Annotated in this window: 26 protein-coding genes, 1 tRNA gene and 1 pseudogene; 20 read left to right on the top strand and 8 right to left on the bottom strand. The window is 71.1% G+C overall.

Annotated elements, in window-relative coordinates:
* Positions 1 to 25: 25 nt before the first annotated feature.
* The 3 genes from ABIE45_RS14880 to ABIE45_RS14870 form a co-directional block, all read right to left on the bottom strand.
* Positions 26 to 1,072 carry an Ldh family oxidoreductase gene (locus ABIE45_RS14880; protein ID WP_192708587.1) on the bottom strand — a complete coding sequence of 349 codons (1,047 nt, stop codon included), beginning with the start codon at positions 1,070 to 1,072 and terminating at the stop codon, positions 26 to 28.
* Entirely contained in the window at positions 1,065 to 2,783 is a 1,719-nt protein-coding gene (locus ABIE45_RS14875; protein WP_192708586.1) for an IlvD/Edd family dehydratase, read from the bottom strand. Before ABIE45_RS14875 ends, ABIE45_RS14880 begins: the two co-directional genes overlap by 8 nt.
* 121 nt (positions 2,784 to 2,904) lie before the next feature.
* The gene (locus ABIE45_RS14870; protein ID WP_192708585.1) at positions 2,905 to 3,474 is read right to left on the bottom strand and encodes an NUDIX hydrolase; all 570 of its coding nucleotides are present in this window, start codon (positions 3,472 to 3,474) and stop codon (positions 2,905 to 2,907) included.
* A 150-nt stretch (positions 3,475 to 3,624) separates the two neighbouring features.
* Between ABIE45_RS14870 and ABIE45_RS14865 the strand changes: the two genes are divergently transcribed.
* From ABIE45_RS14865 to ABIE45_RS14830, 8 genes are all read left to right on the top strand, one after another.
* Positions 3,625 to 4,116: a hypothetical protein gene (locus ABIE45_RS14865; protein WP_192708584.1), complete on the top strand. Its 492-nt coding sequence runs from the start codon at positions 3,625 to 3,627 to the stop codon at positions 4,114 to 4,116.
* Positions 4,113 to 4,364 (top strand): monovalent cation/H+ antiporter complex subunit F, encoded by a 252-nt coding sequence (locus ABIE45_RS14860; RefSeq protein ID WP_192708583.1) that lies wholly within the window; start codon positions 4,113 to 4,115, stop codon positions 4,362 to 4,364. Before ABIE45_RS14865 ends, ABIE45_RS14860 begins: the two co-directional genes overlap by 4 nt.
* Positions 4,361 to 4,645, top strand: a complete 285-nt coding sequence (locus tag ABIE45_RS14855) for a monovalent cation/H(+) antiporter subunit G (RefSeq protein ID WP_192708582.1) — start codon at positions 4,361 to 4,363, stop codon at positions 4,643 to 4,645. The genes ABIE45_RS14860 and ABIE45_RS14855 overlap by 4 nt, the downstream gene beginning before the upstream one ends.
* Positions 4,642 to 4,893, top strand: a complete 252-nt coding sequence (locus tag ABIE45_RS14850; protein WP_192708581.1) for a DUF4040 domain-containing protein — start codon at positions 4,642 to 4,644, stop codon at positions 4,891 to 4,893. The genes ABIE45_RS14855 and ABIE45_RS14850 overlap by 4 nt, the downstream gene beginning before the upstream one ends.
* Positions 4,890 to 5,666, top strand: coding sequence for an MnhB domain-containing protein (locus tag ABIE45_RS14845; protein WP_192708580.1), 777 nt, complete (start codon positions 4,890 to 4,892; stop codon positions 5,664 to 5,666). Before ABIE45_RS14850 ends, ABIE45_RS14845 begins: the two co-directional genes overlap by 4 nt.
* Before the next feature lie 2 nt (positions 5,667 to 5,668).
* The gene (locus ABIE45_RS14840) at positions 5,669 to 6,070 is read left to right on the top strand and encodes a sodium:proton antiporter (RefSeq protein ID WP_192708792.1); all 402 of its coding nucleotides are present in this window, start codon (positions 5,669 to 5,671) and stop codon (positions 6,068 to 6,070) included.
* Positions 6,067 to 7,821: a proton-conducting transporter membrane subunit gene (locus ABIE45_RS14835; protein ID WP_192708579.1), complete on the top strand. Its 1,755-nt coding sequence runs from the start codon at positions 6,067 to 6,069 to the stop codon at positions 7,819 to 7,821. Before ABIE45_RS14840 ends, ABIE45_RS14835 begins: the two co-directional genes overlap by 4 nt.
* Before the next feature lie 199 nt (positions 7,822 to 8,020).
* Entirely contained in the window at positions 8,021 to 8,269 is a 249-nt protein-coding gene (locus tag ABIE45_RS14830; RefSeq protein WP_192708578.1) for a hypothetical protein, read from the top strand.
* Positions 8,270 to 8,308: 39 nt separating this feature from the next.
* Here ABIE45_RS14830 and ABIE45_RS14825 read toward each other — a convergent pair.
* The 3 genes from ABIE45_RS14825 to ABIE45_RS14815 all read right to left on the bottom strand — a co-directional run bounded on the left by ABIE45_RS14825 (position 8,309) and on the right by ABIE45_RS14815 (position 10,260).
* A tRNA-Thr gene (locus ABIE45_RS14825) sits at positions 8,309 to 8,384 on the bottom strand.
* 109 nt (positions 8,385 to 8,493) lie between these two features.
* Positions 8,494 to 9,639, bottom strand: coding sequence for a 3-dehydroquinate synthase (gene aroB / locus ABIE45_RS14820; RefSeq protein ID WP_192708577.1), 1,146 nt, complete (start codon positions 9,637 to 9,639; stop codon positions 8,494 to 8,496).
* A gap of 18 nt (positions 9,640 to 9,657) precedes the next feature.
* A complete protein-coding gene (locus ABIE45_RS14815) occupies positions 9,658 to 10,260 on the bottom strand; it encodes a shikimate kinase (protein ID WP_192708791.1) in 603 nt (200 codons plus the stop codon).
* 255 nt (positions 10,261 to 10,515) lie between these two features.
* On the opposite strand from ABIE45_RS14815, the gene ABIE45_RS14810 reads away from it, so the two are divergent.
* The 3 genes from ABIE45_RS14810 (at position 10,516) to ABIE45_RS14800 (ending at position 12,258) form a co-directional block, all read left to right on the top strand.
* Complete coding sequence (locus ABIE45_RS14810) at positions 10,516 to 10,668, top strand: histidine kinase (RefSeq protein WP_192708576.1); 153 nt, start codon at positions 10,516 to 10,518, stop codon at positions 10,666 to 10,668.
* A gap of 65 nt (positions 10,669 to 10,733) precedes the next feature.
* A complete protein-coding gene (locus ABIE45_RS14805) occupies positions 10,734 to 11,609 on the top strand; it encodes a site-specific tyrosine recombinase XerD (RefSeq protein ID WP_192708790.1) in 876 nt (291 codons plus the stop codon).
* 130 nt (positions 11,610 to 11,739) lie between these two features.
* A complete protein-coding gene (locus ABIE45_RS14800; protein WP_192708575.1) occupies positions 11,740 to 12,258 on the top strand; it encodes a MarR family transcriptional regulator in 519 nt (172 codons plus the stop codon).
* Between the two features lie 68 nt (positions 12,259 to 12,326).
* On the opposite strand, the gene ABIE45_RS14795 is transcribed toward ABIE45_RS14800, so the two are convergent.
* Positions 12,327 to 12,692: a cytochrome c family protein gene (locus tag ABIE45_RS14795; protein WP_192708574.1), complete on the bottom strand. Its 366-nt coding sequence runs from the start codon at positions 12,690 to 12,692 to the stop codon at positions 12,327 to 12,329.
* A 294-nt stretch (positions 12,693 to 12,986) separates the two neighbouring features.
* Between ABIE45_RS14795 and ABIE45_RS14790 the strand changes: the two genes are divergently transcribed.
* The 7 genes and pseudogenes from ABIE45_RS14790 (at position 12,987) to xseA (ending at position 19,222) form a co-directional block, all read left to right on the top strand.
* Positions 12,987 to 13,232: a hypothetical protein gene (locus ABIE45_RS14790; RefSeq protein ID WP_192708573.1), complete on the top strand. Its 246-nt coding sequence runs from the start codon at positions 12,987 to 12,989 to the stop codon at positions 13,230 to 13,232.
* Positions 13,233 to 13,397: 165 nt separating this feature from the next.
* Entirely contained in the window at positions 13,398 to 13,661 is a 264-nt protein-coding gene (locus tag ABIE45_RS14785; protein WP_192708572.1) for a hypothetical protein, read from the top strand.
* A 112-nt stretch (positions 13,662 to 13,773) separates the two neighbouring features.
* On the top strand, positions 13,774 to 14,031 hold the full coding sequence (locus ABIE45_RS14780) for a hypothetical protein (protein ID WP_192708571.1): 258 nt from the start codon (positions 13,774 to 13,776) through the stop codon (positions 14,029 to 14,031).
* Positions 14,032 to 14,096: 65 nt separating this feature from the next.
* The gene (locus ABIE45_RS14775; protein WP_192708570.1) at positions 14,097 to 14,312 is read left to right on the top strand and encodes an Rmf/CrpP family protein; all 216 of its coding nucleotides are present in this window, start codon (positions 14,097 to 14,099) and stop codon (positions 14,310 to 14,312) included.
* A complete protein-coding gene (locus ABIE45_RS14770; protein ID WP_373622356.1) occupies positions 14,312 to 15,631 on the top strand; it encodes an MFS transporter in 1,320 nt (439 codons plus the stop codon). The genes ABIE45_RS14775 and ABIE45_RS14770 overlap by 1 nt, the downstream gene beginning before the upstream one ends.
* A 368-nt stretch (positions 15,632 to 15,999) precedes the next feature.
* Positions 16,000 to 17,472 carry an MDR family MFS transporter gene (locus ABIE45_RS14765; RefSeq protein ID WP_192708569.1) on the top strand — a complete coding sequence of 491 codons (1,473 nt, stop codon included), beginning with the start codon at positions 16,000 to 16,002 and terminating at the stop codon, positions 17,470 to 17,472.
* 50 nt (positions 17,473 to 17,522) lie between these two features.
* Positions 17,523 to 19,222: pseudogene (gene xseA / locus ABIE45_RS14760) on the top strand (exodeoxyribonuclease VII large subunit).
* A gap of 14 nt (positions 19,223 to 19,236) precedes the next feature.
* On the opposite strand, the gene ABIE45_RS14755 reads toward xseA, so the two are convergent.
* Complete coding sequence (locus tag ABIE45_RS14755) at positions 19,237 to 19,740, bottom strand: GNAT family N-acetyltransferase (protein ID WP_373622886.1); 504 nt, start codon at positions 19,738 to 19,740, stop codon at positions 19,237 to 19,239.
* Between the two features lie 369 nt (positions 19,741 to 20,109).
* Between ABIE45_RS14755 and ABIE45_RS14750 the strand changes: the two genes are divergently transcribed.
* Positions 20,110 to 21,534, top strand: a complete 1,425-nt coding sequence (locus tag ABIE45_RS14750; protein ID WP_192708566.1) for an alpha/beta hydrolase — start codon at positions 20,110 to 20,112, stop codon at positions 21,532 to 21,534.
* Positions 21,531 to 23,090 carry a GMC family oxidoreductase gene (locus ABIE45_RS14745; protein WP_192708565.1) on the top strand — a complete coding sequence of 520 codons (1,560 nt, stop codon included), beginning with the start codon at positions 21,531 to 21,533 and terminating at the stop codon, positions 23,088 to 23,090. Before ABIE45_RS14750 ends, ABIE45_RS14745 begins: the two co-directional genes overlap by 4 nt.
* Positions 23,091 to 23,221 lie beyond the last annotated feature (131 nt).

Raw genomic sequence — 23,221 nt, 5'->3', positions numbered from 1 at the left:
CGCGCCTGCCCGCGATCAAGCGGCGTCAGGCTTGGAGACCCGTCACGCCGGTCTCGCGCGCCAGCCGGTCGAGATCCGCGAGGGTGTCGGACGGAAGCTGCAGGCCGTCGCGCCGATGCTGCGCGTCGTTCCGCGCCTCGATCTCGCCGGGGTAGAAGATCTCCTCCGCGCCCTGCGCCAGAGCCACGCCCTTCAGCTCGGCGATCATCGCCTCCATGCGGGCCGCGAAAGTCTCGGGCGGCTGGAACTTGGCGATGTCGAGGGCGAGCATGAACTGACCGGCCCCGCTGCGCCGCTCCGCCTGATAGGGGCCGGCCACGCCGGTGCCGGACGCGCTGCCCGAGAGGATGCCCGACAGCATGTCCATCACGAGCGCGATGGCGTAGCCCTTGTGGCCGGCCATCGGCAGGACGATGCCGTCGAGGGCCGCGACCGGATCGGTGGTCGGCCGGCCCTCTGCGTCGAGCGCCCAGCCCTCCGGGATGGGCAGCCCCTTCTGGCGCGCGAGGTAGATCTTGCCGCGGGCGACCCCGGTGTTGGCGATGTCGAGGACCATCGGCGCGTGCCGCCCGGCGGGGGCCGCCCAGGACCACGGATTGTTGCCGACAACCTTCTCGCGACCGCCCCAGGGCGCCATCGACGGGCTGGCGTTGGTCGACAGGAAGCCGACGCAGCCGGCCCGCGCCGCCATCAGCGTGAAGTACATGGCAGTGCCGAAATGCCCGGAGTCGCGCAGGGCCACTACGCCGACACCGTGCGCCTTGGCCCGATCAATCGCCGCCGTCATGGCCCGGGCGGTGAGCACCTGCCCCATCGCGTCGCCGCCATCCATCACCGCGATGGCGCCGGCATCGACCACGAGTTCCGGCGCCGCCACCGGCCGGCACACGCCCGAGCGGAGCCGGTCGACATACCAGGACAGGCGCATCACGCCGTGGGATTGGTGCCCCCAGAGATCCGCCTGGACGAGGGTGTCGGCGCAGAGCCGGGCATCGGCCTCCGGCAGACCGGACCGGACGTAGATCGCCGTGGCGAAGTCGAGCAGCCGCTCCGGCGCTATCCGGTCATGCATGGTCTGCCTCACCCATCAGGAAGTCGAAGTCGCAGCCCTCCGGCGCCTGCGTGACGGTGCGCCGGTAGAGAGCCTTGTAGCCCCGGGTCGGGGCGGGCGGCGGCCGGTGGTCGGCCAGCCGCCGGGCGATCTCGTCGGGCTCGACAAGCAGGTCGATGCGCTTCTCGCGGATCGACAGCTTGATCCGATCGCCGTCGCGCACCGCGGCGAGCGGCCCGCCGATGGCGGCCTCGGGGGCGATGTGCAGCACGATCGACCCGAAGGCCGTTCCGGACATCCGCGCGTCGGAGATGCGCACCATGTCCTTCACGCCGGCCCGGGCCAGCTTCTTGGGGATCGGCAGGTAGCCCGCCTCCGGCATCCCGGCGGCGTGCGGGCCGGCATTCTGCAGGACCAGCACGTCGCCCGGCGCCACGTCGAGATCGGGATCGTCGATCCGCCGGCTCAGGTCCTCCAGGCCGGTGAACACCACGGCCCGGCCATCGGATTCGAACAGCTCCGGGGTCGCCGCCGCGCGCTTGAAGATCGCGCCCTCGGGAGCGAGGTTGCCGGTGAGGGCGACCAGTCCCCCGACCGGCGAGACCGGGTTGTCAAAGGCGCGGATCACCGCGCGATCGACCCAGCCGGCCGGCTCGTCCAGCCGCTCGGCGAGGGTGCGGCCCTCCACGTCCACGGTGTCGAGATGCAGGAGCGGCCGCAGCTCGCGCAGCAGCGCGCCCATGCCGCCGGCGGCGTGAAAATCCTCCATGTAGCCCTCGCCCACGGGCTTCAGATCGACCAGCACCGGCGTCTCGTCGGAGATCTGGTTGAAGCGCGCATAGGGGATCCGGATGCCCAGCCGCCCCGCAACCGCCGTGAGGTGCACGATCGCGTTGGTGGAGCCTGAAACCGCCATTAGCACCCGGATGGCGTTCTCGACCGACTTCTCGGTGATGACCTGCGACGGTGTGATCTTCGACTGGATCAGGCGCACCGCAGCCCGTCCGGTCTCCTCGGCGGCGACCAGCCGGTCGGAATGCACCGCCGGAATCGCCGCCGTGCCCGGCAACGACATGCCGAGCGCCTCGGCGATGCACGCCATGGTCGAGGCTGTGCCCATCACCGCGCAGGTGCCGGCGGTGACAGAGAGCCGTCCCTCGACCTCGGCGATCTCCTCCGCATCGACCGTTCCGGCCCGGTACTTCGCCCAGAAGCCCCGGCAATCCGTGCAGGCGCCGAGCCGCTGGCCCCGGTGCCGGCCGGTGGACATCGGACCGGTGACGAGCTGGATCGCCGGGAGGTCGGCGGAGGCCGCACCCATGAGCTGGGCCGGCACGGTCTTGTCGCAGCCGCCGATCAGCACGACCGCATCCATCGGCTGGGCCTGGATCATCTCCTCCGTGTCCATGGCCATGAGGTTGCGGTACATCATGCTGGTCGGGTTGAGGAAAACCTCGCCGAGCGACACGGTCGGGAACGGCCGCGGCAGGGCGCCGGCGGCCAGCACGCCGCGCGAGACCGCCTCCACCAGCTCGGGCATGCCCCGGTGGCAGTTGTTGAAGCCCGACGGCGTCATGGCGATGCCGACGACCGGCTTGTTCAGCAGGCCGACCGAGATGCCCATCGAGCGGGCGAAGGAGCGGCGCAGGTAGCGGGCGAAGTCACGGTCGCCGTAATTGGTCAGGCCGCGGTCGAGCCCGTGCGGCTCTGCGTGTCCGGCGTCTTCGCTCATGCCATCGATCCCTGGAACGTTTGCGCCGCGGGCGGTCAGCGCAGGTGGAAGGCGATCCACGCAACCCCGGCCAGCACCACGGCTGTCAGCAACCCTCGAGCGAGTACGCGATAGCGGATTCTCACGCCCGGAACAGCTCCGGATGGCGCGCGCGCAGCGCCAGGACCAGGGTGAGCGTCTTCAGGTCGGTGATCTCGGCCCGGTCGGCCAGGGCGGCGAGCTCGGCGAGCGGCATCTCGACGACCCGGATGTTCTCGTGCTCGCCCGCGGCACCGCCGCCCACCTCCGCCCGGTCCGCCCGGCCGTAAGGCGCGAGGTAGAGGTGGATCTTCTCGGTGGTGAGGCTCGCGCAAGAATAGGCGGCGCCGACGAATTCCAGGCCGTGCAGGCGCAGGCCGACCTCCTCGAGGGCCTCCCGGCGGGCGTTCTCCTCCGGTGTGCCGTCGTCGATCAGGCCGGCCGGAGCCTCCAGCTGGACCTGCTCCCCGGCCGTGAACAGCGGCGGCACCCGCAGCTCGCGCACGAGCGTGGCGACCTTCCGCTCGGGGTCGTAGGGCAGGATCCCGACCGAGTTGCCGTGATCCTCGATCTCCCGCTCGACCACGGCGCCGTCCGCGAGCCGCACCTGCGCGAGGCCGAAACGGCTCCACCCCTCGTGGACGAAGCGGATGCTGAGGATCTCGGCCTTCATGATGCGCCCTCGCCCGCGGAACCGCCTTGCGCCGCGCTGTGCTTACACGGAGGCGTGTCCCCGGGTTCCGGGAACGGCTCCGCTCCGTGCCACGTTTCGGTCGGATCGGGCGTATGGCCACGCTCCCTCGACGCGTTCCGGTCAGGATCGATGCGGGCAGGACCGATCAGCGGACTCAGGAGGCGGTCGACGCGTGACGGCGTCGCGATCTGGATCGCGCTGGTCCTCACCTACATGGTCTTCGCCGGTTCCGTGAGCGTGAACGAGGGCATGGCCGGTCTCGGCTGTGCCAGCCTGGCGACGCTCTGGTGGTGGGGCGTCGGGCGGCGCGGCGGCATACGCTTCCATTTCGGCCGGGACACGCTCCGGCCGCTCGGTCCGGCCATCCGCGACATGCCCCGCCAGACCGCCAAGGTCGGGCTCCACCTGCTCAAAGCCGTGCTCGGGCGCGCCGGTGGCGGAGCGACGCGGGAGCGCAGCGCGTCCGAGGTGTCCTGGGCCACGCCGGAGGGAGACACGGCTCCGGCCACGCGGGCCGTCGGGCTGTTGGCCGCCTCGCTGGCCCCGGACAGCTACGTGCTCACCCTCGACCGGGAGCACGGCACTGTGGCGACCCACGCCCTGGAGAACGACGCGCGATGAATCTCTGGACGGCCGCTATCCTGGCGCTGCTGCCCCCGCTCCTCCTCGCGGCGGCCCTGGCGTGGCGCGGGCGGCCCGGCCAGCGCTTCGCCGCCTATCAGCTCGCCGGCAGCGTCACGGTGTTGATCCTGACGCTCATGGCCTTCGCCACCGATCAAGCCTCGATCACCGACCTCGCCCTCACGCTGGTCCTGCTCAACCTGCCGGGCACGATGCTGTTCGCGGTCTTCCTGGAGCGCTGGATATGAACGTCGCGATCGGGGTGCTGCTGGCTCTCGCGGTGGCGGTGACGTGGCTCGCAGCCCTCGTCCTGTGGCGCCTGCCCCGGGCCCTCGACCGGTTGCACGCGCTCAGCTTCCTCAACGTCGCGGCCTCTGGGCTCGTCACGGCGGCGGCCTTCCTGGCCGACGGCCTCTCCGGGCGCTCCCTGAAGATCCTGGTGATGATGGTGGTGTTTCTCGCCTGGGCCGCGGTGCTGTCGCACGTGTCCGGCCGGGCCGTGCTGATGCGCGAGGGCCGCTCGGCATGACGGTGATCCTGCCGCTGCTGTTCCTGCTGACCGCCGCATCCGGCACCGCTGTGGTCCTGGTGCGCGACCCCACCCGACAGGTCTTCGCCATCGCGGTCAACGGACTGGTTCTCACGGTCCTGTTCGACGCCCTTCAGGCCCCTGACGTCGCCCTGTCGGAGCTGGCGGTCGGCTCGGCGGCGGTGCCGCTGCTCTTCCTCGTGGCGCTGATGGCCGTGCGCACGCAGCCACCCGAGGAAAAGTCGTGAGCCCGCGCGCACGCGTCGCGCTGATGGCCCTGGCGGGCCTGATCCTGCTGCCCGGGGCCGCCGAGGTCATCGCCGGGCTGCCGCCCTTCGGCGCGACGATCGCCCAGTACGGCGAACGCATCAACGCGATCACCCCGGAGGCGCGGCACGTCGCCAACATGGTGAGCGCGATCAACTTCGACCTGCGCGGCCTCGACACCCTCGGCGAGGAATTCATGCTGCTGGCCGCCATCACCGGGACGGTCGTCCTGCTGCGTGGCCGTCGCGGCGAGGGCCAGACCGGCCGCGCCATGCGCCGGCCCGGCCGCTCCGTGATCCCGCGCTCCGAGGCCGTGGTGCTCGCCTGCCGGATCGCCGGACCTCTCACCGCCCTGTTCGGCCTCTACGTGGTGCTGCACGCCACCGTCACGCCCGGGGGCGGCTTTCAGGGCGGCGTGATCCTCGCCTCCGGAACCCTGCTGATCTACCTCGGCGAGGGCTATGCCGGCTGGCGCGACGCCGTGCGCAGCCACTGGCTCGACGCGCTGGAGGGCGGCGGCGCGCTGCTCTTCGCCCTGTGCGGGCTGGCGCCGATGCTCATGGGCGCCGCCTTCATGCAGAACGTCCTGCCGCTCGGCACCTTCCGCGACCTGTTCTCCGGCGGCCTGATGCTGGTGGAGAACCTCGGCGTCGCGATGGCGGTGGCGGGCGGCTTCACCCAGCTCTTCCTCGAATTCATGGAGGAGACCCGCGAGGCGGACGCACCCGAAGAGCCCGGGGAGGAATCCGCGTGAGCATGCTGCCCTACGCGGTCGCCGCGTGGCTGTTCGGAATCGGCCTCTACGGCATCGCCACCAGCCGCAACTTCATCCACCTCGTGGGCTGCCTCGGCGTCTGCCAATCGGCGACCTACGTGCTCCTGCTGGGTCTCGGCTATCGCTGGGGCAGCATCGCGCCGATCTTCTACGACCATCCGCCGGGCACGCCCGCCGTCGATCCGGTGATGCAGGCGCTGGTGCTCACCGACATCGTGGTCGGCGCGACCCTAACGGCGCTTCTGCTCGTGCTGACGATCCAGGCCTACAAGCGCGGCGGCAGCCTCGATCCGGAGAAGCTCCGGCCGATGCGCGCCGGCGGCAAGTCCGGGCGCGGCCAAGGGTCGAGCCACGTGAAGGACGGGGAGCGGACGGCTTCGTGACCGCCTTTCCCGCCGCTCTTCTGCCGCTGCCGGTCGCGATCCCGCTCGTCGTCTGCGCGGCGATGCTGGCGACCGCCCATCTGCTTCCGGGCCGCCTCCCCGACATCCTGGCGACGCTCGCGGCGCTCGGGGTCGCGCTCCTGTCCGCCATCATCGCCGCGCATGCCGCGGACGGGCCCCTCGTCTACTGGTTCGGCGGCTGGGAGCCGCGCGACGGTGTCCATCTCGGGATCGGCTTCTCGGTCGACGAGGCCAGCGGCTGGGTCGCGGCGTTCATCGGCCTGCTCTACGCGCTGACCTTCGTGTTCGCCTGGGGCTTCTTCGGCCGCACCCACGGGCATTTCCAGATCCTGATGCTGCTGTTCCTGGCCGCCATGGTCGGGTTCTGCTTCACCCGCGACATGTTCAATCTGTTCGTGTGGTTCGAGGTGATGAGCGTCGCCGCCTTCGCCCTCACGGCCTACCATCTGGAGGAGTCGGCGCTCGCGGGTGCCATCAACTTCACGGTGATCAACAGCCTCGCGGGCTTCCTGATGCTCGGCGGGATCGGACTGATTTACGCGCAGACCGGGACCCTCGACTTCGAGGGGATCGCGGCCGCGGTGGCGCGGGGCGGCCGCGATCCGGTGGTGGCCGGAGCCTTCTGCCTCGTCGCGGCGGCCCTGATGATCAAGGGCGCGATCGTGCCGTTCCAGTTCTGGCTCGCCGACGCCCACGCCGTGGCGCCGAGCCCGGTCTCGGTGATTTTCTCCGGGTCGATGGTCTCGCTCGGGCTGTTCGGACTCGCGAAGGTGAGCGCCGTCGTGTTCGCGGGCTCCGATCAGGTCCAGCACGCGCTGCCGGTGCTCCTGACCGCGCTGGGCAGCTTCACCGCTCTGCTCGGCGGCTGGATGGCGCTGCTGCAGCGCCACCTCAAGCGGATGCTGGCCTTCTCGACAATTTCCCATGCCGGGATCATGCTCACCGGCATCGGCGCCCTCTCGGCGGACGGCACTGGCGGGACGCTGGTCTACGTGGTCGGCCATGGGCTGGTGAAGGGCGCCCTGTTCATGATTGCCGGCATCCTGCTGGCCACGCGGGCGAGCATCGACGAGATCGCCTTGCGCGGCCTCGGACGGGGCATCGGGCCGGCCGGGATCGCGATGGCGCTTGCCGGGCTGCTGCTCTGCGGCCTGCCGATCGGGGTGCTGGACCAGGGAACGCGCCTCGTCCAGGGGGCGCTGGCACAGCAGGGCCACGGGGTTGCGCTGGCGGCCGGCGCCATCGGCGCGGGGCTGACGGGCGCCGCGGTCCTGCGGGCGGCGGGCCGCATCTTCCTCGGCCTCGGGCCGGATCCCGGCGACGAGGCCGGGGCGCCCAGCGAGGACGAGCGCGAGAAGGCCAACCGCCCCCTCTGGCTGATGCTTGCGCCCTGCTGCGCGCTGCTCGCCCTCGATGTCGCGCTGCCGGCGAGCCTGATCGAGCATGCCCTGCCCCGGGCGGCGTCGGCCTTCATGCACCGTCCTGCTGTCGGCACCTTCGCCGAGGGTCCGGGTTGGCTGCCCTGGATGTCCGTGCTGGCGGCGGTGGCTGGCGCGGCCTACGGGCTGCTCCGTGACAGGCTGCCGGCGTTCGTGGTCCGATCGGTCGGCGCGACGCAATCGGCGCCGACGCGCGCACTCGAAGCCCTGCATAGCGGTCTGATCGGCGACTACGCTGCCTGGCTGGCCGTCGGCGTGGCGGTCATCGTGGCCGTTCTGGCGTCGGTCTGATCGCGACGGAACACGCGGATGTCTCGGGCGGCCAAGTCCCGCCCAAGACCTGATCTCGCTCGACCCGCTGACGCGCTCTCCAGCGCGTACGAGATCAAACGGCCGCACCTGCGCGAGACTACCTTGTTTCGCTGGGATGTGTAGAATGTGATTCGCTGTCGGCGGATTGCGGTTCAATAACGCAATAAGGCGTTCGTGCGTGCCCCGTTTCTACTTCGACATCCATGACGGCGAGCTGCTCCCCGACGAGGAGGGCACCGAGTGCGCGGATTTCGAAGCCGCCCGCGAGAAGGTGCTCGCCAGCCTGCCGGAGGTCGCCGGCTGGATCACCCCTGTCGACAGCGACAATCAAGCCGTCTCCGTGCTGGTTCGCGACGAGACGGGCCGCGAAATCTATACGGCGACGCTCACCTTCGCTGCCAGCAGGCTGGACCAAGCGGCCTCGTAGACGGGGCGGTTCTCGGTGCGCGGAAGCAGAGCGAAGTGATGGTGCCGCAAGAGGGATTCGAACCCCCGACCCCCTCATTACGAATGAGGTGCTCTACCAGCTGAGCTATTGCGGCCCAGGCCCGGATCAGGGCCGTGAACGGCGCGGGTTTGGCCGCGCCGGGTGAGGCAGGCTCATAGCGGGCCGACCCGCGTTAGGCAAGGCCGGTCACGCCCCGAACGGCGTCAGGCGCGCTGCGCCGCGGCGAGCTCGTCGCGCAGGAACGCCGCCACCTCCGCCCGGTCCACCCCCGGTGCGATGAAGCTCTGACCGATGCCGCGGGCGAGGATGAAGGTCAGCGCACCGTCTCGGACCTTCTTGTCCTGAGCCATCGCGTCGAGGATCGCCTCGGCATCGCCGCACCCGCCGGGGACCGCCTGAAGACGGGTCGGCAGGCCCGCGAGCGCGAGGTGGTTGGCCACGCGCCCCGCGTCCTGGCCGGCGCAGAGGCCGAGCCGCGCCGAGAACCGGAAGGCCAGCGCCAGCCCGATCGCCACGCCCTCTCCGTGGACCAGCCGGGCCGGGTCGTAGCCGGTCAGGCGTTCGAGGGCATGACCGAAGGTGTGGCCGAGATTCAGCAGCGCCCGCTCGCCGTCCTCACGCTCGTCGCGTGTGACCACCGCGGCCTTGGCGCGGCAGCAGGCGGCGACCGCATCCTCGCGCTCCGGCCCGCCCGCGAAGATCCCGCGCCAGTTGGCCTCGCACCAGTCGAAGAAGCCGGAATCGGCGATCAGCCCGTATTTGGCGACCTCGGCGTAGCCGGCGCGCATCTCGCGCTCGGACAACGTGTCGAGGGCCGCCGTATCCGCCAGAACCAGGCGGGGCTGATGGAAGGCGCCGATCAGGTTCTTGCCGAGCGGCGCGTTGATGCCGGTCTTGCCGCCGACGGAGGAATCGACCTGGGCGAGCAGGCTCGTGGGCACCTGCACGAAGCGTACGCCCCGCCGCAGGGTCGCGGCCGCGAAGCCGGCGAGGTCCCCGACCACGCCGCCGCCCAGGGCCACGACGAGGTCGCCGCGCTCGACTTTCAGGGCCAGCAGACCGTCGCAGACCTGCGCGTAACCCGCGTAGGATTTCGACCCCTCGCCGGGCGCAACCGTCACGACGCCCGCCTGCAGGCCAGCCCGCTCCAGGCTCTCCGCCAGGCGTTCGGCATAGAGCGCGCCGACGTTCTCATCCGTGACGATGGCGGCGCGGCGCCCCCCGAGGGCGGCCACCTGCGGGCCGGCGCTGTCGATCAGGCCGCGCCCGATCCGGATGTCGTAGGCTCGGCCGCCGTCAAGCGGCACGTGGACCGTCAGCGGATCCGGAATGGTGGAATGCTCGGTCACAGGCGGGCTCGCTCAAACCTACTGGGCGGCGACATGGATTGTGCCTTCGCCGTTGAGATGCGCGTCGAGCGCCTCCAGGACGTCCTGCACGACGCGGTCGTGGGACACCTCCCGGGAGATCACCATCACGTCGGCCGCGGCATAGACCGGGTGGCGGACCGCCATCAGGTCGCGCATCGTCCCCTCGGGATCCTCGGTCTGGAGCAGCGGCCGGTTCCCGCGCTTGCGCACCCGGCGCATCAGCACGTCGAGATCGGCCTTCAGCCAGACCGACACGGCGGATTCGGCGATGCGCACGCGCGTGGCCTCGCGCAGATAGGCGCCTCCGCCGGTCGCCAGCACCAGGGGGCCGGCCCGCAGCAGGCGCGAGATCACGCGCTCCTCGCCGTCGCGGAAGCTCGGCTCGCCGTAGATCGCGAAAATATCGGGGATCGTCAGACCGGCGGCCGCCTCGATCTCGTGATCGGCATCCTTGAAGATCAGGCCCAGTCGGCTCGCGAGGCGTCGGCCGACGGTGCTCTTGCCCGCACCCATCAGGCCGACGAGCACGATCGAGCGCACGCCCAGCGCGCGGCGCAGACGCGCCTCGATCGGTTCACCAACCTCGTCCTCCGCATTCATCGAAAGCTGCACCGCATCCGTGTGGCGTCCCCGCCTCCCCGACGGTCCCGGGCGCGTGGCACGGGACGGGCTGTCATCCTGCGGCAGGCTCTTAGCGCGATTCAAGCGCCCTGCGAAACGCATCGCTGTGTCGTTGTGGGCCTTGTCAGCGCCTTGTTCGCGTGATGGAAACCCGGCACCCGCGGCAACTCGGAGCAGGCCTCCGCTTGCCCCGACCCCCGCCGACCGCGCCCGTCCGCCCGAGGTTCGACCGACGTGCCGACCCTGCTCCGTTTCTTTGCCACCCTCGCGATCCTGGCGGGCCTCGTCTTCGCGGCGATGTTCACGCTGGCGAACTTCGTCCAGCCCACGCCGCGGGAAATGACTGTCACCATCCCGGCCTCGAAGCTTCAGCCGGGCAACCGTTGAGCGAGGCTGACGCCGGTGTGGACGCCATCCGGGCGCCCTGCCCCGAGGCTGCCGATTATCTCGACATGCTGGCGGCGGAGCGCGGCGCCAGCGGCAACACCCTGGCCGCGTACCGGCGCGACCTCGACGATTATCTCGGCTATCTCGACCGGGCCGGCATCGCCCTCGCCGATGTCGATGCCGGCACGCTCAGGGCCTTCCTGATCGATCTCGAGAGCCGCGGATTGAAGGCGTCCTCGGCGGCGCGGCGCCTGTCCTGCGTGCGCGGTTTCCACAAGTTCCTGTACGCCGAGGGCGACGCTTCGGCCGACCCCAGCGTCGCGGTCTCGGGGCCGCGCCGGGGCCGCGTGCTGCCCAAGATCCTGTCCGTCGCGGAGGTCGACCGCCTGCTCGCCACCGCGCAGGAGGCGGTCGCCGCCGAGCAACCACCGGGCCCGGCCCGCCGGGCACGCAGGATGCTCTGCCTGCTCGAACTCCTCTACGCGACCGGCCTGCGCGTTTCCGAGCTTGTCGCCCTGCCCCGCACCGCGGGGGTGAGCCGGGAGCGCTACCTCTTCATCAAGGGAAAGGGCGGCCGGGAGCGCCTCGTGCCCCTCACGGAGGCCGCCCGCGCCGCCATGGCGGCGCATCTCGCGGCCGTGCCGGAGGAATCCGCCTGGCTGTTTCCCGCCGATAGCGACAGCGGCCATCTGACCCGGCAGGCCTTCGCGCGGGACCTCAAGGCGGCGGCGATGGCGGCCGGGCTCCGGCCGGATCGGGTCAGCCCGCACGTGCTGCGCCACGCCTTCGCAAGCCACCTTCTGCAGAATGGCGCCGATCTGCGCATCGTCCAGGAATTGCTCGGCCACGCCGACATCTCCACGACGCAAATCTACACGCACGTCCTCGATGAGCGTCTGAAGGCGATGGTACGCGATCTGCACCCGTTGATGGACGGCTGAACGCAACTTCGCGGCGAATGTCGCGCGGCTCTGTCGTCACACCAATTGTACAGGTTTGGCGAACTGCCTAAGAGTGGCCTTTCGCCATACCGGTATGTGAGACCGACTTTACCAGAGAGAGATCATTCCGATGTCAGGCCCGACTGCTTCGCAGAGCGGCGCTGAGCCGAACCCGGCGGGGCATGCGACGACCGATCAGCCATCGCAGCAGGACCGGCAGCGCCTCGACAACCAGCTGTGCTTCGCGGTCTACGCCGCCGCGCACGCCTTCGGCCGCGCGTATCGCACGCTCCTCGGCCGCCACGAGCTGACCTACCCGCAATATCTCGTGCTGCTCGTGCTGTGGGAGCAGGACGGCCTGTCGGTGAAGGAGATCGGCAACCGTCTGTTCCTCGACTCGGGGACGCTGACGCCGTTGCTCAAGCGCCTCGAAGCGTCAGGTCGCGTGCGGCGCGCCCGTGACCGTGTCGACGAGCGGCAGGTCAGCATCTTCCTGACCCCGGCCGGCGAGTCGCTGCGCGATGTCCTCGCCTGCATTCCCGACGAGGCGGGCGGCCTGACCGGCCTCGACATGCAGGGCCGCAAGAACCTGCTGCACGATCTCGTGACCCTCAGGCTCGGCCTTCAGACCGGGCTGATTCCGGAATAGCCGATCCCAATAGGCCCCGGGGCGGCCAGAGGCCGGCCCCGGGGTTTCGGCACGCGGCCGGTCCGACCTCAGGACTGCGTCTTGAGGTAGGCGATCACGTCGTTGATCTTCTTGTCGTCGGGATAGCCCTGGAAGATCATCTTGGTGCCCGGCACCTTCGCCTTCGGGTTCTTCAGCCACTCGTGGAGCGTGGCCTCGTCCCAGGTCAGGCCGGAGTTCTTCAGCGCGGCGGAGTAGTTGTAGCCCTCATAGGTGCCCGCCTTGCGGCCGACGACGCCCTTCAGGTCCGGACCCACGCCGTTCTTCTGGAAATTGTGGCACGCCTTGCACGGGGCGAACGCTTTCTCGCCGGCGGCCGCGTCGCCGGCCTCCTGGGCCTGAGCCGAAAGCGGGATCAGGGCGGCAAGGACGGCGCCGAGAACGAGTGAACGCATGGATTTCCTCCTGTTGGCCGCCGGCGCGGCAGCGCTGAAGGCAGAGCTTGCCTGCCTGGAACAGCTCTAAATGAATCCCCACGCACGGTGCAACGGCCTAGTCTCCTCAAGCCGCTGACCCGGCGCTGGATCGGCGCCCGCGTCCGGTCGCCGTCTGCCTCAACACGGAAGCTTCGGCATTGGCTCCCTGCGGCACTTGGAAGCTTCGAGACGGCCGGAGAGGCTGCGATCGCGACGGCTTACGTCAGGGTGCCTTGTCGCCGTGAACCCGCGCCCTGTAGGCTCACGGGCGCCGTGCCGCTGAACCAGAAACCGCTCCCGGAAAGCCTGACGCGCCTGCTCGTCGCGCCACCCCCGCGCGCGGCGCCGACAGAGCCACACCGGATCAAGCGCCCGGCGCGATCCAAGGACCGGAGCCCGGCGCAGAACGCGAGACATGCGGCGCTGGAAGCGACGCTGCTGCGCGGCTTCGTCTACGGCCTGACGGGCATCGTCTGGCTCGTCGTGCTGGCGCTGACATTGCGCCATCTGGCGCGCTGAGCGGGGGCGCGGGGAGCGTGTGACACCTCCCTGTGGATAGTGGTGGCCGACCCTCTAAGCCGTCGACCTCACCGCTATCCCGTCATCGAAATCCGGTATCGAGGTGCGCGATAATGGAAGCGATCGACCCGGTCGCGTCGTGCGACCTGTGCTGGGAACCAGATCATGAGCCTGACCGGACGTTTCTGGTTTCGGAAATCCTGGACCGGCCGCCTCATCCTCCTCGTCGAGGAAGAGCGCCCGCGTTGGTTCGGGCGCGGCGCCGGCAAGCCGCGCTGGCGCAACGCCAAGCTGATGGACTTCGCCGAGCCCGAGCTGCGTCCCCTGATGACCATGGAGAAGCATCACCGCGCGGGGGCGGCCTCGGCTCAGGTTCGGACGCTCCGGCCCGTTCCCTCCACGCCGGAGCCGAAGGCCGCCAACGGCTGAGCGACCGGTCGGGGACTCGCCCGTCATGGCGGGCGCTGTTCCGGCCGGCGTCGATCACCACTTGGGAGGTCTGCACCCGTCAGGGCGCGCTTCTGAGACGGTGACGAAGCCCATGCCACGCTACTTCTTCCACACCCAGATCGGCGAGGACGTGATCACCGATCCCACCGGGATCGAGCTGCGCGATCCGGACGAGGCCTGGGAGAAGGCCCGCGCGACGATCCGCGCCGCCCTTCGCTCTCCCCAGGAGCAGGCTCGACTGATGGCGGCCTGCCTGGTCGTCGCCGATGCCGCGGGCGAGGTGGTTTTCGAATTCCCGTTCAGCGAGGCGGTCACGCTGCCCGCGCCGGAGGATCCCACGGTTCACTGACAGCGGCGGTCCGACAACCGCGCCCTACATCGCGGCGGACGCGATGGACGAGGAGCCGCGACAGGATGGATACGCCCCCCAACGATCTCGACGCACGTGCGCTTGGCCGCGCCGCGCCCCTGAAGGGCCTGGCCCGCGAGGCCTGCCCCTACGCCGAGGGGACTGAGGCGCGCACGCTCTGGCTGGCCGGCTACGATGACGCCGTGAAGGCCGGCGTCGAGCCCGTCGCCGGCGGGATCGCCAAGGATCCGGTCCACACGCCGTCCGGCCCGGTGCGCTGATGGACGCGCGGACCGGATCGAGTCTCGCCGCGCCCATGCACCCGGCCCTGAACCGCAAGGCGGTGGGTGCCGTGGTACTCGGCAACGCCCTCGAATTTTACGACTTCACCGTCTACGCCTTCTTCGCCCAGGCGATCGGCGAGGCGTTCTTCCCGGCCAACGACCCGACCCACAGCCTGCTCGCCTCGCTGGCCCTGTTCGGCATCGGCTACGTCATGCGGCCGATCGGGGGCGCGCTGATCGGCGCCTTCGCGGACCGCGCCGGTCGCAAGCCCGCGATGCTGATCACCATCGCGCTGATGGCGGTCGGCATGCTGATGCTGGCGGTCTGCCCGTCCTACGCGACGATCGGCGGCTGGGCGCAGGTCATCGTCATCGCCGGCCGGCTCGTTCAGGGCCTCGCGCTCGGCGGCGAGGTCGGCCCGTCGACGGCCTACCTGCTGGAGGCGGCGCCTCCAGACCGGCGCGGCTTCGTGACGAGCTGGCAGATCGCCAGCCAGGGTTGCGCCGCCCTGTTCGCCGGCCTCGTGGCGACCACGCTGGCGCTGACGGTCGGGGACCGTGCCATGGCGGAGTGGGGCTGGCGGCTGATGTTCGCGCTCGGCCTGTGCGTGGTTCCCGTGGGCCTCGTGATCCGCAGCCATCTTCCGGAGACGGCCGGCGCCGAGGAGGATCCGCACGCGGCCGCTTCGACGCTCGCGGTGGTCGGGCGGCTCCTGCGCGAGCACGGTCGGCTTCTCGGTCTGACCTTCCTGGTCATAGCGGCCTCCACGGTCTCGAATTCCGTCGGCACCAACATGCCGGTCTATGCCGGCGCGACGCTCGGCCTGAGCGAGACCGCGTCCACGGCGGTGCCGATCGCGCTGGGCCTCGCCTCGGTGGTGTTCCCGCTGCTCGGCGGCTGGCTCGCAGACCGTGTCGGGCGTCGGCCGGTGATGATCTGGCCGCGGGCGCTGATCTTGGTCCTCGCCGTCCCGGCCTTCGCCTGGGTGCTGCACGCCCCGAGTGCGGCGAGCGTCTACGCGGTGACGTTCCTGCTCTCGGCCCTGTCCTCGATCAACGCCGCGGCGGTGATCGTCGGCATCCCCGAGGCGCTGCCGCGGGCGGTGCGCAGCGCCGGCCTGTCGATCGTCTACGCAGTGGCGGTCTCGGTGTTTGGCGGCAGCACCAACTATCTCGTGAACTGGCTGATCGCCGCGACCGGCGACCGGCTCGCGCCCGCCTACTACCTCGCGGCCTTCAGCCTCGTCGGCACGGTCGCCGCGCTACTGCTGCCTGAAACCCGGGGGCGCGATCTCGACGCCGATACGGCGGCGTAGCGGCGGGCGGGAAACGCCGTTCGCGGGTCTGCCGGTCGGAGCCGGCAGGCCGCTCATTGCAAGTCGCTGCGCTGTTTATTCAGCTGCCACCACGTCATCCCGGGGCCGCGGAGCGGAGCCCGGGATCCAGAGCCGCCGAGGAGCCAAGCGCTGCCACAGATTGCGGTTCTAGATCCCGGGCTCACCTTCGGTGCCCCGGAATGACGCAGTGAGAAGCCTGACGCTGGATGGGCCGCGCTGGCACGCAGGCCTCGCGTCCGTCTCGGCGGAGCCGATCATGTGCGTTCCCGCACGACACTCGCTTTAGGCGACGAATTGCGCATCGCTCAACGCTAGGTCGACGGCGCTGTCAGGACTAGACCGCGTCCATGCCGAATCCCGCTGAGACGCGCCGCCCGCTGGTCCTCGCCGCGGTGATGGCGGCGATGTTCATGATCGCCATCGAGGCGACCATCGTGTCGACGGCGATGCCGCAGATCGCCGGCCAGCTCGGCGATCTCCACCTCTACGCCTGGGTCTTCGCTTCGTTTCTGCTGACCCAGACCGCCACGACGGTGGTGTTCGGCAAGCTGTCCGATCTCTACGGCCGCCGGCCGGTGCTGCTGTTCGGCATCGCGGTGTTCCTGGTGGGCTCGCTGCTCTGCGGCCTGGCCTGGTCGATGCCGTCCCTGATCCTGTTCCGCCTCGTGCAGGGCGTCGGTGCAGGCGCGATCCAGCCGGTGAGCCTGACGGTGGTGGGCGACCTCTACTCGGCGCGGGAGCGCGGCCGGGTCCAGGGCTACCTCGCGAGCGTCTGGGGCATATCCTCGGTGGCGGGGCCGCTGGTCGGCGGCCTGATCATCGGCCATCTGAGCTGGCCGTGGATCTTCTGGATCAACCTGCCGATCGGGGTGATTGCGGCCGGCCTGTTCCTCCGCTTCCTGCACGAGGGCGTCGAGCGGCGCAGCCGTCAGATCGATGCCCTCGGCGCCGCCCTGTTCACCGCCGCCATCGCGGCGCTGATGATCGCGTTGACCGAGGCCGGTGAGTCGGCCGCCGCAGCGCTGTGGCCGGCCGTGGGCTTCTTGGTCGCCGCGATCCTGTTCGTGCTTCAGGAGCGGCGGGCCCCCGATCCGATGCTCGATATCCGCCTGTGGTTGCAGAGGCCGATCGCCACCGCCAACACCGCGACCCTGCTGTCCGGCATGACGGTGATCGGGCTCACGGCGTTCCTGCCGATGTACGTTCAGGGCGTCTTGCGGCAATCGCCCCTGATCGCCGGCCTGACGCTGACTCTGATGGTGCTCGGCTGGCCGATCGGCGCCACCACGGCGGCGCGCAGCTTCGTGCGCTTTGGACTGCGCCCGATCCTGCTGGTCGGCGCGACCCTGCTGCCGCTCGGTGCGACCGCGTTCATCGCCCTGGGTCCCGCGACCTCCCCGGTGGTCGCGGCCTGCGGCTCGGTGGTGATGGGCCTCGGCATGGGGTTCCTGTCGACCGCCGCCATCGTGATCATCCAGGACAGCGTCGCCTGGGCGCAGCGCGGGGCGGCGACGGCCTCGAACATCTTCGCGCGCAACCTCGGCTCGACATTGGGGGCCACCGTTCTCGGAGCCGTGCTGAACTACAGGCTGGCGCACCCCGCGAGCGGGCCGACGGTCAATTCTGACGAGCTGCGGCGCCTGCTCGACGATCCGGCAAGCCTCGGCCCCGGGGGCGACGCGATCCGCGACGGGCTCCAGCACGCTCTCCACGGCACGTTCTGGACGGTCTTCGTGGTCGCCGTGCTGACCCTGCTCCTGTCGCTGTTGGTTCCGCCCGTGGCGCTCTCGGATCGCCCGCGCGAACTCGCGGTGGAGTAAGCCTTCGACCAGCGCTTCCGTGCGGCCGCGTCATGCTCTAGCGTCCGGCCATGCCCCTCGTGCCGCCCCCACGTCCATCTGCCAGCCAGGCGGCGGATATCCCGCCGACCAGCGTGCTCACCGCCAATCAGCCCGAATGGACGGTGGGCGACCTCGCCGGCGCGCTGAAGCGCACGCTGGAGGACGCGTTCGGGCATGTGCGCCTGCGCGGCGAGATCTCGGGCTATCGTGGTCAGCACGGCTCGGGCCATGCCTATTTCTCCCTGAAGGACGGTCAAGCGCGCATCGACGCCGTCGTCTGGAAGGGCGTGTTCGGTCGCCTGCGCCAGCGCCCCCAGGAGGGGCTGGAGGTCATCGCCACCGGCCGCATCACCACCTTCGCGGGCAAGTCCTCGTACCAGATCGTGGTCGAGAGCCTGGAGCCGGCGGGCCTCGGCGCCTGGATGGCGCTGCTGGAGGAGCGCAAGAAGCAGCTCGCCGCCGAGGGGCTGTTCGCCCCGGAGCACAAGCGCGCGATCCCCTATCTGCCGCGGGTCGTCGGCGGTCGTCACCTCCCCCACCGGCGCGGTGATCCGCGACATCCTCCACCGGCTGGAGGACCGCTTTCCCCGCCCGGTTCTGGTCTGGCCGGTCCGGGTCCAGGGCGACGGCGCTGCCGAGGAGGTGGCGGCCGCGATCCGCGGCTTCAACGCGCTGAAGCCCGGCGGCCCTGTTCCACGACCGGACGTGCTGATCGTCGCCCGCGGCGGCGGCTCCATCGAGGATCTCTGGGCCTTCAACGAGGAATGCGTGGTCCGTGCCGCGTTCGAGAGCGCGATCCCGCTGATCTCGGCGGTCGGGCACGAGACCGACACGACGCTGATCGACTACGTCTCCGACCGACGCGCCCCGACACCAACGGGCGCCGCCGAGATGGCCGTGCCGGTCCGCGCCGACCTGATCGCCACCGTTGCGGATCTCGCCGCCCGGAGCGTCGGGGCGGTCGGGCGCCGGATCGAGCGCGACCGGGTCGACCTGCGGGCCCTCGGTCGGGCGCTGCCGAGCGCCGACGTCCTGCTCGCCGCGAAGCGGCAGCGGCTCGACCTCGCCGAGGCGCGCCTCGCCCCGGCGCTGGCCGCGGGCGCCAGCCGTCACAGGGCGCGGCTCCAGCTGCTCCTCGACCGGATGGCACGGCGCTCCCCCGACGTGGCGCTCGCCAACGCCCGCGCGCGGCTGGCGCGGATCGACCACCGGCCGCTCCACGCCCTGCGCAACGACGTGCAGCGCAAGGGCGAGGCGCTTGTCCAGCTCGGACGCCGCCTCGTCGTCGCCCGGGACGCCAGCCTGGAACGGGCCCGGGCGCTTCAGGCGCGCCGCGCCGACCGTCTGCTCGCCCTCTCGGACCGCCTCATTCAGGCGGGGACGCGGAGCGTCGAGCGCCGGCGCGACCGGCTGGAGGGCTTGGCGGGATTGCTGGGCTCGCTCAGCTACCGCGCCGTGCTCGAACGCGGCTACGTGCTCGTGCGCGACTCCGCCGGCCTCCCGGTGCGGCATGCCGCAGACGCTGGCGGCGGCACAGAGATTGAGCCTGCAATTCGCCGACGGCAGCGTCGAGGCGGTCCCCGACGGCGGAGCCGATGCATCCTCGGCCGGCAAGGCCGCGCGTCAGGCCGGCCCCCGGATGCCGTCAGGCTCCGGTCGCGCTGCGGAGCGGCGGACATCCGCCAAGCCGGCCGCGCCGGTGCGGCAGGGTTCGCTGTTCGACGCCTGAGGCCGTCCGCGGGCTCAGGCGGGCCCGACGCGGTAATAGTAGCGGTAGAGCTCCGTTCCGAAGCCGAGCCCGCCGTAGAGCGCCCGCGCCGGCGTATTGCTGGCGATCACCTGCAGGCAGGCCGATCGCGCTCCTTCCTGGCGCGCCCACCGCAACAGCGCCGTGACCGCGCGCTTGGCGTGGCCCCGGCCGCGCAGGGCTTCGAGCGTGACCACCGACTCGATGACCAGAAGCTCCCGATCGAGCACGCCGAAGGCGATCGCCGCGAGACCGTCCTCCGCGGCGGCGGCCGCGAAGGCGCGCGGCTGGACCAGGTCTGCAACCGTGTCGCGGAACACCTGTGCGGCTGCGGCATCGGCCTTGTTCAGCGCGTCGCGCAGGGCCAGCCATTCGGCTCCGGGCGCCGAAGCGACCGCCACGGACGGATCCGGAACCGCCGGGAGGCCGTCGAGGTCGCGGAAGAGCGTGCAGGTCTCGTCGATCACCGCGAAGTCGGATCCCGCCAGCAGCGGCTCCATCTGCGGTGCGATCTCCGGTATCCGGAAGATCGCCCGCTGCCCGAGACGGCCGTAGATCGCGTGCGCGGCCGCGATGGCCGGCTCGGGCGGCCCGCTGCCGCGCAGGGGATTGACGGAATTCTGCCGCTTCGACGGGCCCCCGGCGGCGCGCAGAAGGTAACCCTCGACCAGCAGCTGGCGCGGGCTCGGCCAGGCATTGAGGCAGGCTTCCTCGACGCGCCAGGCGAGCTCGTGGTCTGGGGTCATGGCATCCTCCGGCGGCGGTGATCGCACGCGGCCCGGACTTGGCCAACAGGCGCTCCGGGAAGTCTTCGGCCATGCGGCGTCGCGTACGCTTGAAGCATCTCGGGCTCGCGCGATGTCTCCGCGATGTCTGAACCTGAAATCCTGTTCTGCCTGCACTTCCTGGGTGGCAGTGCGCGAAGCTGGGCGCCGTTTGCGCGCGCACTCGACGGTGCGCTGACTTGCGTGCCCGTAGACTTGCCGGGCTTTGGCCAGGAGGCCGGCACGACAGGATTTTCCGTCGCCGCCATGGCGGACCACGTGGCTGCGGCGGTGCGCGGCCGGGCGCCCACGCGTTACGCAATCGCGGGCCACAGCATGGGCGCCAAGGTGGCCCTGGTCCTGGCGCGCCGTGCCGAGGATGGAGAGCCGGACCTTGCCGGGCTGACCGATCTGATCCTGGTCTCCGGCTCGCCGCCGAGCCCGGAGCCGATCCCCGAAGATCGCCGCGCGCGCATGATCGCCTGGATCGACGCGGATCCCGAGACGCGGCGCCGTGAGGCGCAGGCCTTCGTGCGCGAGAACGTCGGGACCGCACTGGACCCCGACACGGAAGCCCGCGCAGTGGCCGACGTTCTGCAGGCGTCGCCGGAGGCGTGGAAGGCGTGGCTCGAAGCGGGGGCGGGCGAGGATTGGTGCCGCCGCATCGGGGTCCTGCGCACGCCGGCGCTGATCCTGGCAGGCTCCGAGGACGCGGATCTCGGGCCGGACGCACAGCAGGCCCTGATGGCGCCGCATCTCGCGTCTCACCGCCGCGTCACCGTCGACGGCGTCGGCCATCTCCTGCCGCTGGAGCAACCTGGAACCCTGGCCGAACGGGTGCTCGACCATGTCGGCGGTCGGCCGCGCGGATCGGCCTCCGCAACCCCTGCGGTACCCGCTGCCTACCGGGCGCTGATCGCCTCGGACCGGGTCAACAGCCGCCTGCGCTCGGTCCTGGATTCCCGCGCCGCGCCGGATGACCCGGCCTACCGGCCGAACGCCCTCGATCCGGTGGAACTCGCGCTCCTGCGCGCCGTCCTCGCCCATGTCCTGCCGGTCCCGGGCATCGATCCGGCGGCCCGGCTCGACAGACATCTGGCCGACGACGCCGGCGACGGATGGCGCTACGCGGCGCTGCCGCCGGACGCAGAGGCCTACCGCGCGGCGTTGCGCACGCTCGATGCGGCCGCGCGGGCTGCGCATGGCCGACCCTTCCTGGCCCTCGACCCGGAGGCGCAGGCCGCGCTCCTCGTCCTCACGCAGCGCGGCGACCTGACGGTGCCGGAGAGCCTCGGCGGCCGGCTCGACGCCGACCGGATGCGGTTCTGGTTCGAGGATCTGCGCGCCGACGCGACCAAGCTCTGGCTAGCCCAGCCGGCGGCCCTGGCGCGGATCGGGTTCTCGGGCATCGGCGCGGGCGGCGACCGGCCGGGGGCGATCGCCGAGGGGCTGCCCGGCTTCCACGACGTCGGGCTCGACGCGCCGGAGCCATGGGAGCCGCGACCCGCGCAGGTGGAGGCGGCACGATGAACCTCGCCGAGATGCGCACCTTTCGTCCGGACGATGTCGTCGACGCGGTCATCGTCGGGACCGGGGCCGGCGGAGCCCCGCTCCTCGCTCGGCTCGCGGCCGCCGGCCTGAAGGTCGTGGCCCTGGAGGCCGGACCGAATTTCACGCCGGAAAAATTTGCCTTCGACGAGACGCTCGCCGACGAGATCTACTGGACCGAGGAGCGCTTGAGCGGCGGCTCGACGCCCGAGGCCTTCGGCGGCAACAACAGCGGCACCGGGGTTGGCGGTTCGACGCTGCACTGGGGCGCCTTCGTGCCCCGGGCCGATGCCCGCGACCTGCGCCTCCAAACGGAGACCGGCGAGGGCGTCGACTGGCCGCTCACCTACGCGGAGCTGCTGCCGTATTACGAGCGGGTCGAGCGCTTTCTCGGCGTCTCGGGGGCGCAGGCCTATCCTTGGGATCCCGAGCGCCGGTATCCCCTCCCCCCGGTGCCGCGGAACGGCCCGGCGCGGATCATGAGCGAGGCCTGCGACACGCTCGGCATCCGCTGGGCCGACGCCCCCGCCGCGGTCGTCTCGCGCGACTTCGACTCCGAGGGCGGGCCGCGCCGCAACGCCTGCATCAACTGCGGCTACTGCCACCAGGGCTGCCGCAACGGCGCCAAGGCGAGCATGGACGTGACCTACCTGCCGCTGGCTGTGACCCATGGCGCGGAGATCCGGCCCGAGGCGTTCGTGCACGGGCTGGAGCGCGGCGCCGACGGCCGGATCACCGCCGTGGTCTACCGGCAGGGCGGCCAGGACCGGCGCCAGCGCTGCGCCGCCGTCTTCCTCTGTGCCGGCGCCGTCGAGACGCCGCGCCTGCTCCTGCATCTCGGGATGGCCAATTCGAGCGATCAGGTCGGGCGCAACTACATGGGCCATGTCGCCACGCAGGTCTGGGGCACGTTCCCGCACGAGGTGCGGATGAACCGGGGCTACCCATCCGCCCTGATCACCGAGGATTTCATCCGGGCCGGTGCCGACTTCGCCGGCGGCTACCTCATCCAGAGCCTCGGCGTGGTCCCGGTAACCTTCGGCAACGCGGTCGCGCGCGGGCGCGGCCTGTGGGGCAAGCCGCTGCTCGACTATCTCGACCGCTACAACAACCTCGCGGGCATCGGCATCAACGGCGAGACCCTGCCCTGCGACGCGAACGTCCTGACCTTGTCGGACGAGACCGACGCGCGGGGGATGCGCAAGGCCCATATCAGCTTCGGCTACAGCACCAACGAGAACCGCCTGAACGCCCACGCGACCAACGTCATGCGGGGCCTCTGGGAGGCGGCGGGCGCCGAGGATATCTGGGTGCTAGAGCGGATCGCCCACACGATCGGCACCTGCCGGATGGGGCGCGACGGGTCGAGCGCGGTGGTCGATCCCGTCGGCTGCAGCTTCGACATCGACAACCTGTGGATCTGCGACGGCTCGACCTTCCCAAGTTCGCTCGCTGCCAACCCGGCGCTCACCATCATGGCGTTGAGCCTGCGCACCGCCGAGGCGTTCCTGGCGGCCGGACCGTCGGGGCAGCGCTGACGCGTCCGGTCCGACGGAGGCCGGCACATCGGCGGGAATTTGCGGGACTGCGTCGGAGCGGGCCGCGCGTCCTATCGCGGGCTGGGCGCGCCTGCCTCAATCGCCGGCCCGCTCACCGGATTTCGACCGAT

Origin of the sequence: Methylobacterium sp. OAE515 (assembly GCF_041806315.1) — a bacterium.
GTDB lineage: Bacteria > Pseudomonadota > Alphaproteobacteria > Rhizobiales > Beijerinckiaceae > Methylobacterium > Methylobacterium tardum.
Note: the sequence above shows the minus strand (reverse complement) of the source record. Positions and strands in the feature narration are given on the sequence as shown.

Bases quoted from the DNA above. Each gene is read 5' to 3' on its own strand.
- ABIE45_RS14775 (WP_192708570.1), top strand. From the start codon at position 14,097: ATGGATACGCCCCCCAACGATCTCGACGCACGTGCGCTTGGCCGCGCC.
- ABIE45_RS14860 (WP_192708583.1), top strand. From the start codon at position 4,113: ATGAATCTCTGGACGGCCGCTATCCTGGCGCTGCTGCCCCCGCTCCTC.
- ABIE45_RS14800 (WP_192708575.1), top strand. From the start codon at position 11,740: ATGTCAGGCCCGACTGCTTCGCAGAGCGGCGCTGAGCCGAACCCGGCG.
- ABIE45_RS14770 (WP_373622356.1), top strand. From the start codon at position 14,312: ATGGACGCGCGGACCGGATCGAGTCTCGCCGCGCCCATGCACCCGGCC.
- ABIE45_RS14785 (WP_192708572.1), top strand. From the start codon at position 13,398: ATGAGCCTGACCGGACGTTTCTGGTTTCGGAAATCCTGGACCGGCCGC.
- ABIE45_RS14780 (WP_192708571.1), top strand. From the start codon at position 13,774: ATGCCACGCTACTTCTTCCACACCCAGATCGGCGAGGACGTGATCACC.
- ABIE45_RS14795 (WP_192708574.1), bottom strand. From the start codon at position 12,692: ATGCGTTCACTCGTTCTCGGCGCCGTCCTTGCCGCCCTGATCCCGCTT.
- ABIE45_RS14875 (WP_192708586.1), bottom strand. From the start codon at position 2,783: ATGAGCGAAGACGCCGGACACGCAGAGCCGCACGGGCTCGACCGCGGC.
- ABIE45_RS14765 (WP_192708569.1), top strand. From the start codon at position 16,000: ATGCCGAATCCCGCTGAGACGCGCCGCCCGCTGGTCCTCGCCGCGGTG.
- ABIE45_RS14805 (WP_192708790.1), top strand. From the start codon at position 10,734: ATGCTGGCGGCGGAGCGCGGCGCCAGCGGCAACACCCTGGCCGCGTAC.
- ABIE45_RS14815 (WP_192708791.1), bottom strand. From the start codon at position 10,260: ATGAATGCGGAGGACGAGGTTGGTGAACCGATCGAGGCGCGTCTGCGC.
- ABIE45_RS14865 (WP_192708584.1), top strand. From the start codon at position 3,625: ATGCGGGCAGGACCGATCAGCGGACTCAGGAGGCGGTCGACGCGTGAC.
- ABIE45_RS14870 (WP_192708585.1), bottom strand. From the start codon at position 3,474: ATGAAGGCCGAGATCCTCAGCATCCGCTTCGTCCACGAGGGGTGGAGC.
- ABIE45_RS14755 (WP_373622886.1), bottom strand. From the start codon at position 19,740: ATGGAGCCGCTGCTGGCGGGATCCGACTTCGCGGTGATCGACGAGACC.
- ABIE45_RS14855 (WP_192708582.1), top strand. From the start codon at position 4,361: ATGAACGTCGCGATCGGGGTGCTGCTGGCTCTCGCGGTGGCGGTGACG.
- ABIE45_RS14750 (WP_192708566.1), top strand. From the start codon at position 20,110: ATGTCTGAACCTGAAATCCTGTTCTGCCTGCACTTCCTGGGTGGCAGT.
- ABIE45_RS14850 (WP_192708581.1), top strand. From the start codon at position 4,642: ATGACGGTGATCCTGCCGCTGCTGTTCCTGCTGACCGCCGCATCCGGC.
- ABIE45_RS14880 (WP_192708587.1), bottom strand. From the start codon at position 1,072: ATGCATGACCGGATAGCGCCGGAGCGGCTGCTCGACTTCGCCACGGCG.
- ABIE45_RS14745 (WP_192708565.1), top strand. From the start codon at position 21,531: ATGAACCTCGCCGAGATGCGCACCTTTCGTCCGGACGATGTCGTCGAC.
- ABIE45_RS14840 (WP_192708792.1), top strand. From the start codon at position 5,669: ATGCTGCCCTACGCGGTCGCCGCGTGGCTGTTCGGAATCGGCCTCTAC.